At 68.1% G+C, this 15,564-nt stretch carries 15 protein-coding genes; 7 read left to right on the forward strand and 8 right to left on the reverse strand.

What is annotated here, in order from left to right:
• Positions 1-59 precede the first annotated feature (59 nt).
• From mutL to QUG03_RS12930, 3 genes are all read left to right on the forward strand, one after another.
• Positions 60-1,955, forward strand: coding sequence for a DNA mismatch repair endonuclease MutL (gene mutL, locus QUG03_RS12920; protein WP_500820163.1), 1,896 nt, complete (start codon positions 60-62; stop codon positions 1,953-1,955).
• A 3-nt stretch (positions 1,956-1,958) separates the two neighbouring features.
• Positions 1,959-2,780 carry an MBL fold metallo-hydrolase gene (locus QUG03_RS12925; RefSeq protein WP_500820164.1) on the forward strand — a complete coding sequence of 274 codons (822 nt, stop codon included), beginning with the start codon at positions 1,959-1,961 and terminating at the stop codon, positions 2,778-2,780.
• Positions 2,781-3,145: 365 nt separating this feature from the next.
• Complete coding sequence (locus tag QUG03_RS12930; protein ID WP_500820165.1) at positions 3,146-5,524, forward strand: chitinase C-terminal domain-containing protein; 2,379 nt, start codon at positions 3,146-3,148, stop codon at positions 5,522-5,524.
• Positions 5,525-5,532: 8 nt separating this feature from the next.
• Here QUG03_RS12930 and QUG03_RS12935 read toward each other — a convergent pair whose 3' ends face one another.
• Positions 5,533-5,838, reverse strand: coding sequence for a hypothetical protein (locus tag QUG03_RS12935; protein ID WP_146176695.1), 306 nt, complete (start codon positions 5,836-5,838; stop codon positions 5,533-5,535).
• A gap of 17 nt (positions 5,839-5,855) precedes the next feature.
• Here QUG03_RS12935 and sgrR point away from each other — a divergent pair, with 17 nt between their 5' ends.
• The 4 genes from sgrR (at position 5,856) to QUG03_RS12955 (ending at position 9,854) form a co-directional block, all read left to right on the forward strand.
• Complete coding sequence (sgrR, locus tag QUG03_RS12940; RefSeq protein ID WP_500820166.1) at positions 5,856-7,538, forward strand: HTH-type transcriptional regulator SgrR; 1,683 nt, start codon at positions 5,856-5,858, stop codon at positions 7,536-7,538.
• A gap of 108 nt (positions 7,539-7,646) precedes the next feature.
• Positions 7,647-8,192, forward strand: coding sequence for a MarR family winged helix-turn-helix transcriptional regulator (locus QUG03_RS12945; protein WP_107800256.1), 546 nt, complete (start codon positions 7,647-7,649; stop codon positions 8,190-8,192).
• Complete coding sequence (locus QUG03_RS12950) at positions 8,189-9,403, forward strand: cyanate transporter (RefSeq protein WP_500820167.1); 1,215 nt, start codon at positions 8,189-8,191, stop codon at positions 9,401-9,403. The genes QUG03_RS12945 and QUG03_RS12950 overlap by 4 nt, the downstream gene beginning before the upstream one ends.
• A 34-nt stretch (positions 9,404-9,437) precedes the next feature.
• A complete protein-coding gene (locus tag QUG03_RS12955; RefSeq protein ID WP_500820168.1) occupies positions 9,438-9,854 on the forward strand; it encodes a RidA family protein in 417 nt (138 codons plus the stop codon).
• A gap of 69 nt (positions 9,855-9,923) precedes the next feature.
• Here the strand turns inward: QUG03_RS12955 and QUG03_RS12960 are convergent, their stop codons facing one another.
• The 7 genes from QUG03_RS12960 to QUG03_RS12990 all read right to left on the reverse strand — a co-directional run bounded on the left by QUG03_RS12960 (position 9,924) and on the right by QUG03_RS12990 (position 15,404).
• Positions 9,924-11,195 carry a flagellar assembly protein T N-terminal domain-containing protein gene (locus QUG03_RS12960; protein WP_235089432.1) on the reverse strand — a complete coding sequence of 424 codons (1,272 nt, stop codon included), beginning with the start codon at positions 11,193-11,195 and terminating at the stop codon, positions 9,924-9,926.
• Positions 11,195-11,836, reverse strand: coding sequence for an LPP20 family lipoprotein (locus tag QUG03_RS12965; RefSeq protein ID WP_227107597.1), 642 nt, complete (start codon positions 11,834-11,836; stop codon positions 11,195-11,197). The genes QUG03_RS12960 and QUG03_RS12965 overlap by 1 nt, the downstream gene beginning before the upstream one ends.
• A 109-nt stretch (positions 11,837-11,945) precedes the next feature.
• On the reverse strand, positions 11,946-12,863 hold the full coding sequence (locus tag QUG03_RS12970) for a GlxA family transcriptional regulator (RefSeq protein ID WP_107800260.1): 918 nt from the start codon (positions 12,861-12,863) through the stop codon (positions 11,946-11,948).
• Positions 12,853-13,761 carry an EamA family transporter gene (locus QUG03_RS12975; RefSeq protein ID WP_500820169.1) on the reverse strand — a complete coding sequence of 303 codons (909 nt, stop codon included), beginning with the start codon at positions 13,759-13,761 and terminating at the stop codon, positions 12,853-12,855. Before QUG03_RS12975 ends, QUG03_RS12970 begins: the two co-directional genes overlap by 11 nt.
• On the reverse strand, positions 13,748-13,966 hold the full coding sequence (locus tag QUG03_RS12980; protein WP_449727709.1) for a DUF1737 domain-containing protein: 219 nt from the start codon (positions 13,964-13,966) through the stop codon (positions 13,748-13,750). Before QUG03_RS12980 ends, QUG03_RS12975 begins: the two co-directional genes overlap by 14 nt.
• Positions 13,967-14,074: 108 nt before the next feature.
• Positions 14,075-14,626 carry an isochorismatase family protein gene (locus tag QUG03_RS12985; RefSeq protein ID WP_107800263.1) on the reverse strand — a complete coding sequence of 184 codons (552 nt, stop codon included), beginning with the start codon at positions 14,624-14,626 and terminating at the stop codon, positions 14,075-14,077.
• 70 nt (positions 14,627-14,696) lie between these two features.
• Entirely contained in the window at positions 14,697-15,404 is a 708-nt protein-coding gene (locus QUG03_RS12990; protein ID WP_227107592.1) for a LysE family translocator, read from the reverse strand.
• Positions 15,405-15,564 lie beyond the last annotated feature (160 nt).

Raw genomic sequence — 15,564 nt, forward strand, 5'->3', positions numbered from 1 at the left:
AATCGACAAGGCCGCCGTAGCGCGGCCTTTTGCTTTGACATCACGCCCCAATGCCGCCCATGAAACGCATCCAACGCCTGCCCGACCACCTCGTCAACCAGATCGCCGCCGGCGAAGTGGTGGAACGCCCCGCCTCCGCGCTCAAGGAAATACTGGAAAACAGCCTGGACGCCGGCGCGTCCAAGATCACGGTGGACCTGGCCCAGGGCGGCATCAAGCTGCTGCGCGTCACCGACAACGGCGGCGGCATCGCGGCGGAAGACCTGGCGCTGGCGCTGGACCGCCACGCCACCAGCAAAATCGCCTCGCTGGACGATCTGGAAAACGTCGCCACCCTGGGTTTCCGCGGCGAGGGTCTCGCCAGCATCGCCTCGGTGTCGCGGCTGACCCTGGTCAGCCGGCCGCCGGACGCCGAACACGCCCACCAGCTCATCGCCATCGACGGCGCGCTGCACCCGGTGGAGCCGGCCGCCCACGCGCCCGGCACCAGCGTCGAGGTGGTGGACATCTATTTCAACACCCCGGCGCGGCGCAAATTCCTGAAAAGCGAGAACACCGAATACGCGCACTGCGAGGCGGTATTCGAGCGCATCGCGCTGGCCCACCCCCATGTGGAGTTCATGCTGCGCCACAACGGCAGGGTGATCTGGCGCCTGCCGGCGCAAAGCCTGGCCGAACGCGTGGCCGCAATGCTGGGCAAGGATTTCGTCGCCGCCGCCATCGAGATCGACACCGCCGCCGGCCCGCTGACGCTCAGCGGCTTCGTCGCCTCCCCCACTTACTCCAAGGCCAGCCGCGACGCCCAGTACTTCTACGTCAACGGCCGCTTCGTCCGCGACAAGACCGCGCTGCACGCGCTGCGCCAGGCGTACCGCGACGTGCTGCACCACGATCGTCATCCGGCCTACGCGCTGTTCCTGACCATGGAGCCGTCCGGCGTCGACGTCAATGTGCACCCGACCAAGATCGAAGTGCGCTTCCGCGAATCGCAGGCCATCCACCAATTCCTGTTCCACAGCGTGCACAAGGCTTTGGCCAGCACCACCGCCGGCGCCGCGCCTACCGTTCAGATCGCCGGCGCCGATGAGGCGGCCGAGCCCGCGCTGGCCCAGGGCGAATCCGCGCCCTTGTTCGACAAGCCGTTCAACCGGCCCGCCGCGCCCTCCTCCGACCCGGCCGGGGGACAACCCGCCTTCCGCTACCAGCAGCAGGCGATGCCGCTGCACGTGGCCAGGGAAGCCACCGGCATCTACGACAAGCTGTTCGGCGGCCTGCGCGAGGAAGAACGCGCCCAGCCCGCCGCGCCGGCACCGGTGGAATACAGCCTGCCGCCGCAACGCGTGGCCGCGCTGCCGCAAAGCGCGGACGGCGTTCCGCCGCTGGGCTTCGCGCTGGCTCAGCTGCACGGCGTCTACATCCTCAGCCAGTGCGAAGACGGGCTGATCCTGGTGGACATGCACGCCGCCCACGAACGCATCGTCTACGAACAGCTGAAAACCGCGCTGGAGGCCGACACCATCCCGATGCAGCCCTTGCTGCTGCCGGTGTCCTTCGCCGCCGATCGCATGGAGGTGGCCACCGCCCACGAACATGGCGAGGAGATGAAGCGGCTGGGCATGGAACTGGCGCCGCTGTCCCCCACCCAGATCGCCGTGCGCGGCGTGCCGGTGTGGCTGAAGGACGGCAATCCGGTGGACCTGGCGCGCGCGGTGCTGAAGGATGTGCGCGAGTTCGGCCTCAGCCAGGTGCTGACCGAGCGCCGCAACGAGCTCCTGGCCACCATGGCCTGCCACGGCGCGGTGCGCGCCAACCGCCAGCTAACGCTGCCGGAAATGAACGCTTTGCTGCGCGATATGGAAGCCACCGAACGCTCCGGCCAATGCAACCACGGCCGCCCCACCTGGACCCGGCTGTCGATGCGCGAGCTGGACAAGCTGTTCATGCGCGGTCAATAAGCGATGCGCGTCACCGTACTGGCGGAAAACCACAGCCTGCGGCCGGACTTGATCGCCGAGCCCGGCCTCGCGCTGCTGATCGAGGACGGCCCGCACCGCATCCTGTTCGACACCGGCCGCAGCGACGCGCTGCTGCGCAACGCCAGCCAGCTGGGCGTCGACCTCGCCGCGCTGAGCCAGGTGGTGTTGTCGCACGGCCATTACGACCACAGCGGCGGCCTGCCGGCGCTCAGCCGGCTCTTGCGCCAGCGCGCGGCGCCGCCGCTGCCGCTGCTGGCCCATCCCGAGGCCTTCCGAGCGCGCGAAGCGCGGCTGGGGCCCATCACGCTGCGCAAGCTGGGCTCGCCGCTCGCCGAAGCCGATCTGCAAGCCAGCTTCGAGCTGCAACTGCACGCCCGGCCCCACGCCTTCGCCGACCGCTACGTCTTCCTCGGCCAGATACCACGGCGGCGCCACGCCGAAGGCCGCGGCACCCTGGGCCGCCTCGTCGACGCGAGCGGCCACCGGCCGGACCCGGTGGCCGACGATTCGGCCCTGGTCTACCGCGGCGAGCAAGGCCTGATTGTCTTCAGCGGCTGCGCCCATTCCGGCATCCGCCACATCGTCGACTACGCGCGCGAAGTCTGCGCCGAGCCGCGCGTCCACGCGGTGATAGGCGGTTTCCACCTGCGCAGCGCGGCGCCGTGGCGCGTCTGGCGGACCCGCCGCTACTTCCAGCAACTGGCGCCGGAGGGCCTGTACGCCTGTCACTGCACCGGCTACGCCCGTCACGCGCTGGCGCGCCAGCACGCCATCGCCGCCGGCAGTCAACTGAGCTTCGACTAAACCGGTTTCGACAGTTCCTGCCGCGGAAAAACGACAGTTCGCTCTTTCCGCCATTATTCACGGTCGGCGTGCCGCATTGCAGCATTCCAACCGCCGCTCCGTCTCCTTCTCCCGCCTCCAAACCGCATAAACGCCGCCGCTGCGGGCTTTGGCCGTCCCGCCGCGCTCAGCGCGTCCGTCTTCGTCCGGGCGCTAGCAAAAAACGGCGCGAATACACCTGAAAAAAAGAACAGGTGTGTGCTTAGTCCTTCCCTGCACATGCTTATGTCCAATACCACTTACATACAACTTTAATACAACTTAAATACAAGTCGGCGCGCCGCGCCGGCCTTTCGCCCCGCCTTTTTCCAAGAAGGAGATGGACTGTGAGCAAAGCCTTACTGCTGCTGAAAACCGGCCTGGCCGGCACCGCCGTGGCCGGCGCCGCGCTGCTGGCCACCCAGCACGCCCCCACCGCCGCCAAGGCGCCGGCATCCGCCGCCCGCGACGGCCTGATCAAAACCGCGGCCGCCAGCTGCGCCGACCCGGCCTGGAGCGCCGGCTCGATCTACACCGGCGGCCAGCGCGTCAGCTACCAGGGCCAGACCTGGGAGGCCAAATGGTGGACCCAGGGCAATACGCCCTCCGCCAGCGACGCCAGTCCATGGAAATTGATCGGCCAGTGCGACGGCGGCGGCAACCCGACCGAACCGCCGCTGGTGCAAGTGCCTCCGCCCACCGGCAACGCGCTGTGCCGGCCGGAAGGGCTGGCGCGCACCGACGGCGTGGACGTGCCGTATTGCGCGGCCTACCAGAAAGGCGGCGCCGAGCAGTTGGCCAACGGCAGCCGCAAGCGGCTGATCGGCTACTTCACCAGCTGGCGCACCGGCAAGAACGGCCAGCCGGCCTACCTCGCCAGCGACATCCCCTGGGGCAAGCTCACCCACATCAACTACGCCTTCGCCCACGTGGACGGCAACAACCGGCTGTCGGTGGGCGAAAACAATCCCGGCAACCCGGCCACCGACATGAGCTGGCCGGGCGTGCCCGGCGCGGAAATGGACGCCAGCCTGCCCTATAAAGGCCACTTCAACCTGCTGACCCAGTACAAGCGCAAATACCCGGGCGTCAAAACCCTGGTCTCGGTGGGCGGCTGGGCCGAGACCGGCGGCTATTTCGGCGCTGACGGCAAGCGCGTCAACAGCGGCGGCTTCTACAGCATGACCATCAACGCCGACGGCAGCGTCAACCAGGCCGGCATCGACGCCTTCGCCGACTCCGCCGTCGCCTTCCTGCGCAAATACGGCTTCGACGGCGTGGACATCGACTTCGAATACCCGACCTCGATGAACGACGCCGGCAATCCGCTGGACTGGAGCGTCGCCAACGCCCGCCGCGGTTCGCTGAACAAGGGCTTCAACGCGCTGACGCGGACATTGCGCGAACGGCTGGACCGCGCCGCCTCCCAGGACGGCCGCTACTACCAGCTCACCGCCGCGGTGCCGGCCTCCGGCTATCTGCTGCGCGGCATGGAAGCCTTCCAGAGCCTGCGCAACTTCGACTTCGTCAACGTGATGTCCTATGACCTGCACGGCGCCTGGAACGAGTTCGTCGGCCCCAACGCCGCGCTCTACGACGACGGCAAGGACGCCGAACTGGCGCGCTGGAGCGTGTACACCACCGCGCAATACGGCGGCATCGGCTATCTGAACACCGACTGGTCCTACCACTACTACCGCGGCGGCCTGCCGGCGGCGCGCGTCAATATCGGCGTGCCCTACTACACCCGCGGCTGGAAAAACGTCAACGGCGGCAGCAACGGCCTGTGGGGCACTTCGGTGGGCGGCAATTGCCCGACCGGCCTGAAAACCTGCGGCGACGGCGCGGTGGGCATAGACAATCTGTGGCACGACCTGGACGAACAAGGCCGTGAGGTGGGCGCCGGCTCCAACCCGATGTGGCACGCCAAGAACCTGGAGAAAAACCAGGGCGGCAGCTATCTGTCCGCCTATCTGGACCCGAGCAAGCCGGAAAACCAGCTCAGCGGCAGCTATCAGCGTTTCTACAACGACACCCTGAGCGCGCCGTGGCTGTGGAACGCCGGCAAGAAAGTGTTCCTGTCCACCGAGGATGAGCAGTCCATCGCCAAGAAAGCCGCCTGGGTCGACGCCAACAACGTCGGCGGTGTGATGTTCTGGGAACTGGCCGGCGACTACGACTGGAAACAGGAGCGCAACGGCGGCAAGGGCGAGTACTTCATCGGCACCACGCTGACCAGCCTGCTGTACAACGCTTTCAGCAAACCGGCCGCCGTCAGCGTCAAGCCCGCCGCCGCCGCCCCGGCCGCCACCGCCGCCATCGACGTCGGCTTCTCGCTGGACGGCTACGCGCTGGGCGACAGCAATTATCCGATCAACCCCAAGCTGACCATCACCAACCGTTCCGGCAGCACCCTGCCCGGCGGCACCGAGTTCCAGTTCGACGTGCCCACCTCGGCGCCGTCCAACTTCGCCGACCAGTCCGGCTTCGGACTCAAGGTGATCAGCGTCGGCCATAGCGGCAACAATATCGGCGGCCTGAAGGGCGACGCCCATCGCGTCTCGGTCAAGCTGCCGTCGTGGCAGTCGCTGGCGCCGGGCCAGAGCGTCAGCCTGGCCGTGGTCTACTATCTGCCGATCTCCGGCCCGCGCAACTTCAGCGTGACTTTGGGCGGCAAGACTTACGCCATCCGCGAGGAGGCGCCCTACCTGCCTTACCTACGCTGAGATCCGCTTCAATGTCTGGCGCTGGCTCGCCAGACTTTGAACGGGTTCTGAATTCCCTCGTTCTCCTCAGTACCTTCCAAGCCGGGTTCGCCCGGCTTTTTTTCTGCGCCGCCGTCCGCCGGCGGACGCCATTGCATCAACTCGTTCAAACGCTCCAGCGCCGCCTGCGGCGTCAAGCCGAACACCGGCTTTTTGCCGTCGAGAAAACGCTGGTAAAACAAGAAGGTCGGATCGGTTTTCATCGCTGTGGACTCCCGCTGTGGATGCGAGTATTGTCGGCGCAATATGAGGCAATAAAAATTGCTGACTTTCAATCAGGAAACTTCCTCTTATGTCCGCGCGGCTCGCCCAGCAATACCAGAAGCTCCATCATCACTTCGCCGGCCAGACCAAGGCCGTCTCGCTGCAACAGCTGGCCGACCTGCTGTTTTGCACGCGTCGCCACATGCGCAGCCTGCTGCAACAGATGCAGGCGCAAGGCTGGATAGCGTGGCAGGCGCAAGCCGGGCGCGGCATGCGCTCGCAACTGCGCTTTCTGCAAGCCCCGGAGCAGTTGCAGCGGGAGCGCGCCGCGCAATTGCTGGAACAGGGCCGGGTGGAGCAGGCGGTGGACTTGCTGGGCGACGACCGCGGCGAGTTGGCGCCCTTGCTGTTGGCGCGGCTGGGCAAACGCTGGAGCCAGGACCGCCAGGTATTGGGCGTGCCTTATTACCGGCCCTTGCCCAACCTCTACCCCGGCACGCCCTTGCGCCGTTCCGAGCGGCATCTGGTCGGCCAGATCTTCAACGGACTGAGCCGGATAAATGAGGAAAAAGGGGAAGTGGAAGGCGATCTCGCCCATCACTGGAGCCAGCAGGGCCCGCTGGAATGGCACTTCCACCTGCGACCGGCGGTGCGCTGGCACGACGGCCGCGAGCTGAGCGTCGCCGATGTCCAGGCCTCGCTGCTGCGCTTGCGCGCGCAGCCGCTGTTCTCCCATCTGCAAGCCGTGCGGCCCTTGTCGCCGCGCAGCCTGGCGCTGGAATTGAGCGAGCCCGACCAATGGCTGCCCTGGCTGCTGGCCGACAGCGCCGCGCTGATCCTGCCGGCCGACCACGCCGCCCGCGCCGACTTCGCCTCGCGCCCGGTGGGCACCGGCCCTTACCGCGTCGCCGCCAACACCCGCCACCGGCTGTGCTTGCAGGCCTTCGACGATTACTTCGGCTACCGCGCGCTGCTGGACCAGGTGGACATCTGGATGATGCCGGAACTGGGCGAACAACTGGAGCACGGCAACGGCCAGGTCTGCGGCCTGGAAGTGCGCATCAATCCGCGCGAGCCCAGCGTGCAGACCGAAATGGCGCTGGAGTCCGGCGTCTACTTCCTGCTCGCCGACGGCCGCTCCCCGCGTCTGCACGACGCCGCGCTGCGCGACTGGCTGGCCCAGGCCCTGGCGCCGCTGGCCGTGATCCATGAAACCGCGCCGGCGGTGCGTCAGTACTGGGCGCCGGCCGCCGGCCTGCTGCCCAATTGGCACCACGCCCAGCCGGCCTTGAACCTGAAGCCGCCGGACGGTCTGAGCGCGCTGCGTCTGGCGTATTACGAGCAGCATCCGGAGTACCAATTGATCGCCGCCGCGATGGCGCGCTGCCTGCGGCCCCACGGCGTGACGCTGGAATGCCTCGCTCTGCCCTACGCCGACTGGGAGCAGGGCCGGGCCGACGCCGATGTGTGGCTGGGCTCGGTCAACTTCGCCACCCGGCCGGAATACTCGGTGGCCGCCTGGGTGCTGGGCACCCCGCTGCTGCGCCGATGCCTGGAGCCGGCGCTGCCGCTGGCGCAGTGGCATCAGAGCTGGCGCCAGGGCCTGTTCCGCGCCCAGGATCTGTCCGCCGCCGTGGTCCAGCAACGCTGGATGCTGCCGCTGTTTCACAACTGGCTGCGGCTGCAAGGGCCGGCCCAGATGCAGGGCGTGCGCCTCAACAGCCTGGGCTGGTTTGATTTCAAGTCCGCCTGGCTGCAAGCGGACGGCTGAAGCGGTTCAAACGCGGGGTCGCCTGATGCCGCGCGAATAATTTCACATAAAGATACTTTAAGTAAAATATCTTCCCAGGAATACATATCCATGACATAATCGCCCCCCATGGACAAGATAGACACCATCATCTCCCAGTGGCGGCGCGAGCGGCCCGATCTGGACAGCGCCAGCATCGGCGTCATCGGCCGGCTGGCGCGGCTGGTCACCCATGTGGAGCGCGCGCTGGCCGACAACTTCGCCCGCTTCGGACTCAAGGACGGCGAGTTCGACGTGCTGGCCACGCTGCGCCGCGCCGGCGCGCCCTACCAGCTATCGCCCACCATGCTCTACACCACGCTGCTGCTGACCTCGGGCGCGGTCAGCAAGCGCCTGGACCGGCTGGAGAGCGCCGGCTGGGTGGAGCGCCTGCCCGACCCCAAGGACCGCCGCGGCATGCTGATCCGTCTGAGTCCGGCCGGACTGGAGCTGATTGAGCGCGCGATGAGCGCCCACATCGCCACCCAGGACACCGCGCTGGCCGCGCTGGCCGCGCCGCAACGCGAACAACTGGCCGCGCTGCTGAGCCAGTGGCTGCAAAGCTTCCCCGGAGAAGCGCAAGCCGAAGCGACGCCCCAAGCTCGCCCCCTCCCCACCGAAAGCAAAACTTCATGAAGCAAGACACCTCCGTTCAGCGCCCGCTGTGGCTGGCGCTGTCCATCATCCTGGTGGGCCTGAACCTGCGCCCCGCCCTCGCCGCCATCGGCCCGCTGCTGGACCAGCTGCGCCACGCCACCGGCATGAGCTTTAGCGACGCCTCGCTGTTGACCACGCTGCCGGTGGCCACCATGGGCGCCGGCGCCTTTCTGGGCAGCTGGCTGGAACGCCGCGCCGGCGCGCGCCAGGGCGTGGTCATCGCCCTGCTGCTGATTTTCTTGTCCAGCGCGCTGCGCTGGCTGCCGGCGAGCTTCGGCGCGCTGCTGGCCACCGCGCTGATGGCCGGCATCGGCATCGCGCTGGCCCAGGCCCTGATTCCCGGCTTCATCAAGCAATATTTCCCGCACAAGGTCTCGGCGCTGATGGGCTTCTACATCACCGCCATCATGGGCGGAGCCTCCCTGGCCGCCGCCGGCGCGCCGTGGCTGGCCGCGCATAGCGCGCATTGGCAAAACGGCCTGGCCGCCTGGGCCGCTCTGGCGGCGCTGGCGCTGCCCTGCTGGCTGCTGAGCGCGCCGCGCCGCGCTCCCGGCGGCGGCTCCACCGCGCGCGCTCCGCAATTCAGCCGGATTCCGCGCGCCTGGCTGCTGGCCTTTTATTTCGGCATCGGCACCGCGGTCTACGCCAGCTCGCTGGCCTGGCTGCCGGCCTTGTTCGTGCAGCTGGGCTGGAGCCAGCAGCAAGGCGGCCTGATGCTCAGCTTCATGACCGGCATGGAAGTGGTGTCCGGCCTGACCATCCCGCTGTTGTCGGCGCGCAGTCATGATATGCGCGGCTGGCTGACCCTGGTGTTGCTGGCGGTGCTGGCCGGCTTGCTGGGCATGGTGCTGGCGCCGCACGGCGGCCTGCTGCTGCTGTGGGTGGCGCTGCTGGGCCTGGGCGTGGGCGGCCTGTTCCCGCTGACCATGATTCTGACGCTGCACCACTACGAGGACGCGCGCAACGCCGGCCAGTTGTCGGCCTTCGTGCAGGGCATAGGCTATCTGATCGCCGCGGTGGCGCCCTTCGCCGCCGGCTGGATCCGCGACGCCACCTCCAGCTTCAATCTGGCCTGGCTGTGCCTGGCGCTGCTGATCGCCAGCCTGCTGGTGCTGACCCGCCGCTTCGCGCCCCAGGGCTACGCCGAAGCGATGCAAAACCCGGCCGTCGTCGCCGCGCAGCCCCGTTGATCCCGGGACGGCGGCACACCACAGGAGAAAGTCGATGAGCACAACCGTTCCCTTCCACCTGAGCAATCCCGCCGGTCTGTACGACCCGGCGCCCAACGGCTATTCCCATCTGGCCATCGTCGACGCCGGCAGCCGCATGCTGCTGGTGGCCGGTCAGGGCGGTGAAAACGCCGCCGGCGAACTGGCCGACGGTTTCGAGGCGCAAGTGCGCCAGGCCTTGGCCAATCTGCGCACCGCCTTGGCCGCCGGCGGCGCCGATCTCGCCCATGTCGCCAAGCTGACGGTGCTGATCGTCGATCACAGCGAAACGCGGCTGCGCGCCTTCGGCGCGGAACTGGCCGCCGCCTGGGGCGCGCTGCCAACGCCGACCTGCACGCTGATCCCGGTGCCGCGGCTGGCGCTGGACGGCATGCTGTTCGAAATCGAGGCCACCGCCTTCCTGCCCGCTTGACTCTCCGACGCAAATCCGACGCAAAAAAGCCCGCCATGAAGGCGGGCTTTTTTTCATTGGCGGCCGCGCTCAGCGCCGCGGCATGAAGCGCACGTAATCGCCTTCTTCCACCTTGCCCGGCGCCTGCACCGCGCCGACGGCGAAATTGGGCTGTACCTGGCTGATGACGACGTCGCCGGCCAGGGTTTCCGGCACGCCCAGCTCGCGCCCGGAGATCAGATCGCGCACCGGCTGCGCGCTCTTGCGCTGATAGACCAGGAATTTATCGCCGACGGCGACGCCGTCCAGCGAGCCGGCGTTGATGTAGACCTGGCGCGGGCCGGCCAGTTTGACGATGCGGGCGGAGAACGGAATGCAGGAAATCACCTCGCCTATCCTGCTCACCGCCTGATCCAGCGCCCGGTTCACCGCCTGGCCGTAATCGCTCTGCCAGAACGCCGCCGAGGCGAAGGGCCGCGGCGGATTCGGCGTCACTTCGCCCTTGGCCAGCTCCGACACCCGCTCGCGGGCCAGCAAGGCGCCGGTCAGCGCGTCGTACACCCAGACTTCGGCGTCGAACTGGCGCTCGGTGGGCACGTATTTGACCCCGCCGCCGAACAGGCCGGCGAACGGCCCGTTGTAGAACGTCCCCTGCTGACTGGTGTTGTTGGACTCGTACAGCGATTTGCGCAGCCCCTTGGCGGTGGCGCCGGTGGCCAGCACCCGCCCGGCCACCACGAACTGGGCGTCCTCGGACTGGCCGATGCGGCGGACGATCTCCGCGCCGGCGGCCGGCTCGGCCACGCGCGCATCCGCCAGCACCGACACCGTGTTGGCGTCCAACAGGCTGTACATGCGGTTGGCGCCCAGCCGCCGCGACAGCTCGGTGGGCAGGCCGGTGGCCAGCTCCGGCATGTCGGACGCCTCTGCCGGGCGGTCCACCTGGAAATACGTGGTGACGATCTTGCGGCGCAGGCTGCGGCCCGGCGGCATCGCGCAGGCGGCCTCCTTGCCGCGCGCGGCGCCGGACGGCTTGGCGGTGTCCACCTCCACCAGCACATGGTAGAGCTTGCCCTGCTGAAACTCCTTCACCACCTTGACCGCGCCCTGCGCCGGCGCCAGCGGCGTCAGCGTGCCGGACTCGCTGCTCCTGCCGTAATCCAGCCCCTGCGAAGCCTCCACCCGCGCGCCCTGGCGCAGCGCCACCATCTTGAGCGCGTCCTGCAGCGCTTGCTCGCGCGCGGCGGCGACGCCGTTGTCCAACGAGGCCACGCCCTCGGCGCGCATGATCTCGGCGCCGGCCGGACAAACAAAAGCCGCCGCAAACGCGGCGGCCAGCAGGGTACGGAAACGAAACCGCATCATTGAGCCATGTAGTAGTTGCTGTTGTAACGCGCCGCGCCGCAATTGCCCTCGGCGCACTGCAGGCCGGACGTGGCGTTTTCCTGCGAAGCCTTCATCACGCTGCCGGTCTTGTCCAGCGCCTGGCGGAACTGCTTGTAGAAGTCCTGATCCAGCGTGATCTCGGCCACCGCCTCGCTGGTGCCGTCCGGCTTCATGCTGTTGGACACGATGTTGACCCCGCGCAGATAGGCGTCCACATAGGTGCGGAAGCTATCGCTGTTGGCGATCATGTTCGACACCGAGCTGTTGCCCACCAGCTTCATGCCCTGCACCTGTTCCGCGATGGCGCGGAAAGCGTCCAGCCGGGCGGCGCGCAAGGCCAGCAGCTTGCGCTGCGACGGTGTCAGGCTGGAGGTGTACGGCGCCGCGCCGCTGCCCACCACCCGCACCACAATGGGCTGATAGGGATTCACTTCCTTGACCACCACCTTGGGCGCTTCGGTTTCAATGCCAGGACCGACGAAACCGACGCCGCTCGGCGTCATCCCCGCCGCGGCGCGCGGAGCCTCGGCGGCCAGCGGCGGACGCTCGGCGGTGGCGCAGGCGGACAAGCCCAGCAAGACGGACAGGAAGCAGGCAACACTGGGAATCGTTTTCATGGCAAATACCGTTGGATATTGCTCGAATTATGAAGCGATCTAAGCGAACGTCAACCGCAACATCGGCATTCCTATGCAAAACTTGAATAAAAACAAAATCCCGCCCGCATCAATGGCCGCCGGCGTCGGCCCGGTTCAATTGCCGCGCCGAGGAAAATCCGGCCGCCAGCGCGGCCTTCTCCTTGGACAGGCCGGCGCCGCGCCACTGGCTGGCCAGCGCCAGGCGCAGCCCGGTGTGATAGTCGTGCACCGACACGCCGGCGTGCTCGCGGAACAAGCGCGACAAATGCCTGGCGCTGACGTGCACCTGGCCGGCCAAGTCCTCCACCCGCCAGCCGCGCGCCGGATCGGCGGCGATCAGGTCCTGCGCCTTGTGCACCGCCGGGTGCAAATGGTTGCGGTGCGTCAGCCACGGCGACAACTCCGGATCCCCGGCGGAACGGCGGAAATACACCACCATGTGGCGCGCCACGTCCCGCGCCAGCGCCGGGCCGGCCAGCTGCGCGATCAATTGCAGCGCCAGGTCCACCCCGGCGGTGATGCCGGCGCTGCTGCTGATGGGCCCGTCCTGCACGAAGACGCGGTTCTGCTGCACCCTGGCCTGCGGCGCCAGTTGCTGCAAACGCTGCAGCAGGGTGTGGTGAGTGGTGCACTGGCGGCCGTCCAGCAGGCCGGCTTCCGCCGCCAGCAGGCTGCCTGAGCAAATGCTGGCCACGCGCTGGCGGCCGGGGTCCACCCGGCGGCGCAGCCAGCGCACGATCTCGCGCGCCTCCGGCCGCGCATAGGCCTCGATCGAATGCGCGGCGCCGCTGATCACCACCAGCGCCTCGTCCGGCAGCGCGTCCGGCAAGGGCGCCGCGCCTTCAAGGCTCAGGCCCAGCGAGGTGGGCACGCCGGCCGCCGGCGCGATGTAATGCGGCCGGAACGGCGCGCCCAGTTGCGCGGCGATGCGAAAAGCGTCGGCCGGGCCGGCCAGATCCACCAGCAGCAGATTGGGCGGCAGTACGAAAAAGATATCAAGCGCCACGCGTCGCCGCTCCCGCGCGCCAGCGCGCCAGCCAGCGCGCGCCGAACACGTTCACCGCCAGCCCGGCCAGCAACAACAGGCTGCCGGCCGCCTGCAGCGCGTTCAGGCGCTCGCCCAGCAGCAGGCCCGAGGCCAGCACGCCCACCACCGGCACCAGTAGGGAAAACGGCGCCACCTTGCCGGCCGGATGGCGCGACAGCAGCCGGCTCCACAAGCCATAGCCAAACAGAGTGGCGACAAAAGCCAGGTAGGCCACCGCGAACAGCGCCTGCGGCGTGAAATGCGCCAAGGCGGCGGCGATGCGCTCGCCCCCTTCCAGCCACCAGGACAGCAGGAAGAACGGAATCGGCGGCACCAGGCTGGACCACACCACCAGGCCCAGCGGCTGCACGCTGTAGCCGGCGCGGCCCATCTGCCTCACCACCACATTGGACAATGCCCAGCTGAAGGCGGCGGCGATGGTCAGACCCAGGCCCACCGCCGTCATGCTGCCGCCCTTGCTCAGGCCTATCAGCGCCAGGCCGCCCAGGGCCAGCAGCAGGCCGGCCATCTGGCTGGCCTGCCAGCGCTCGCGCAGCCACAGCCCGGCCAGGATCAGGGTGAAGAAAGCCTGCGATTGCAGCACCACCGAGGCGAGGCCGGCCGGCATGCCCAGCTTGATCGCGGTGAACAGGCAGGCGAACTGGCCGACGCCCACGCTGAGGCCGTAGGCCAGCAGATAGCGCCACGGCAGCGCCGGCCGGCGGATGAAGAACAAGGCCGGCACCGCGGCCAGACAGAAGCGCAGGCCGCCCAGCAGCAAGGGCGGCACATCGGACACGCCCCATTTGATCACCACGAAGTTGACGCCCCACACCAGCACGATGGCCAGCGCCTGCAAGAGATCACTCCACGGCATCGCCGCCTCCCTGAGCCTGCGCGCCCGGCCACAGCACCGCCTGGGCGACGATGACGCGCTCGCCGTTGAAGGTGGCCGCCGGCGAGCCGTACAGCCGGTAGCCCAGGGCCAGCGCCTCGCTGACGCGGCGGCAGAAGCCGGCGTCGTCCGGGCCGGTCAGCAGACGGTAGACCGGCATGTCGTCGGGCGGAAGGGTGGGCTGCATGCAATTCTCCCATGGCTGCGCGGCGGGCCGCGCCCGCCGCATTCATTTTGGATATCGCTTTACGGTAACATCAGATAGTCGAGATGGCGATGATCAAATACCCGCCGTTCAGCGCGCCAGCTTGGCCAGCGCCTGCTCCACGCTGACGACGTCGGCGAAACGGCCGGCCAGCACCAGCTCGGTCTTGGCGCGAATCTCCGCCGCGCTGAACACCTGGCCGCTATGCGGATGGCTCATGTCGAAAGTCAGCGTGGCCTCGGTGACGAAATCCACCTCGTAGCCCAAGTCCGAGGCCACCCGGGTAGTGGTTTCGCAGCATTGCTCGGTGCGGATCCCGGACACGATCAAGCGCTGGATACCGTGGCGGATGAGCCAGGGCTGCAGGCCGGAATCGGTCAGGGCGTTGTGCACGTGCTTGACGAAGGTGGCGGCCGGCCGGTGGCGCAGCCACTCCAGCGGCCGCACCAGGCCGGACTCGGCGGAAAAGGCGGCGTCGCCGTCTTCGTGCAGAATGTTGATCACCGGCGCGCCCAGTCTCTCGGCGCCGGCGATCAATTGCTGCAGCTTGTCCTGAAAGGCCGGGATCTCGTCTTCCTTCCAATACGGACGGTGGCGGAACGACTCTTGCGCGTCAATCACCAGCAAGGCGGTTTTCTTCATGGCGGTTTCTCCCTCGCGTCCGGGCCGGACGCTATTGAACACAGCCCGAATGCTACGGACTCTCCCGCCTTTATTTAACGCTGATTACGGACAAGCCGCTGTCAAAAACGGACATCGTGCCCACCGCTCGCGGCGGCGCCGGCGCGGCCGCGACCTCGGCCGCCCGCGCCGGGCCCTGCGGCTGGAATTCGTCGTACAACAGCCACAGCGCGGTGGCCGCCATCAACACGCCCATGCTCAGATTGAAACCCAGCAAGGCGCGCGGGCTGGCCAGCCAGGCGCGCAAGCGCTCGCCGGCCCAGGCCCAGACGCCGATGCAGGGCAGATTGACCACGGCGAACACCGCCGCCAGCATGGCCGCGCCCAGCCAGCGCTGACCGTCCGCCGCCGGCATGAACAGGATGGCGGCGTTGATCACCATCACCCAGGCCTTGGGATTCAGCCATTGAAACAGCGCCGCGCCGACAAAGCCCAGCGGGCGCGCCGCCGCGCCCGCCTCCGGCTGGCCGGCGCGGGCGATCTTCCAGGACAGCCACAATAGATAAGCGCAGCCCAGCAGGGCCAGCGGCAACCGCGCGGCCTGGATGCCGTCCAGCAGCAGCGACAGCAGGCTGCCTACCAGGAACACCTGGAAAGCGCAGCCCAGGCTGATGCCCAGCATGTGCGGGATGGTGCGGCGAAAGCCGAAATTGACGCCGGACGCGGTCAGCATCAGGTTATTGGGGCCGGGGGTGATGGACATCACCGCCACGTAGGACAGTAGGGCGAATTCGGGCATGACGGGCTTCACTTTCTTGCTCCGCGCCGGCCGGCGGCGCGGTATGACGATGCATGGGGCCGACGCGGCCCCGCTTTCCCAATCCATGCTACGCAGCGCCTCGCCGCGCCGACAGCCGCAGCTGTCACCTTTCGCGGTGGTGACAGCGCGGCGTTTCCTC

The organism is Chromobacterium sp. CCUG 30098 (assembly GCF_059916605.1).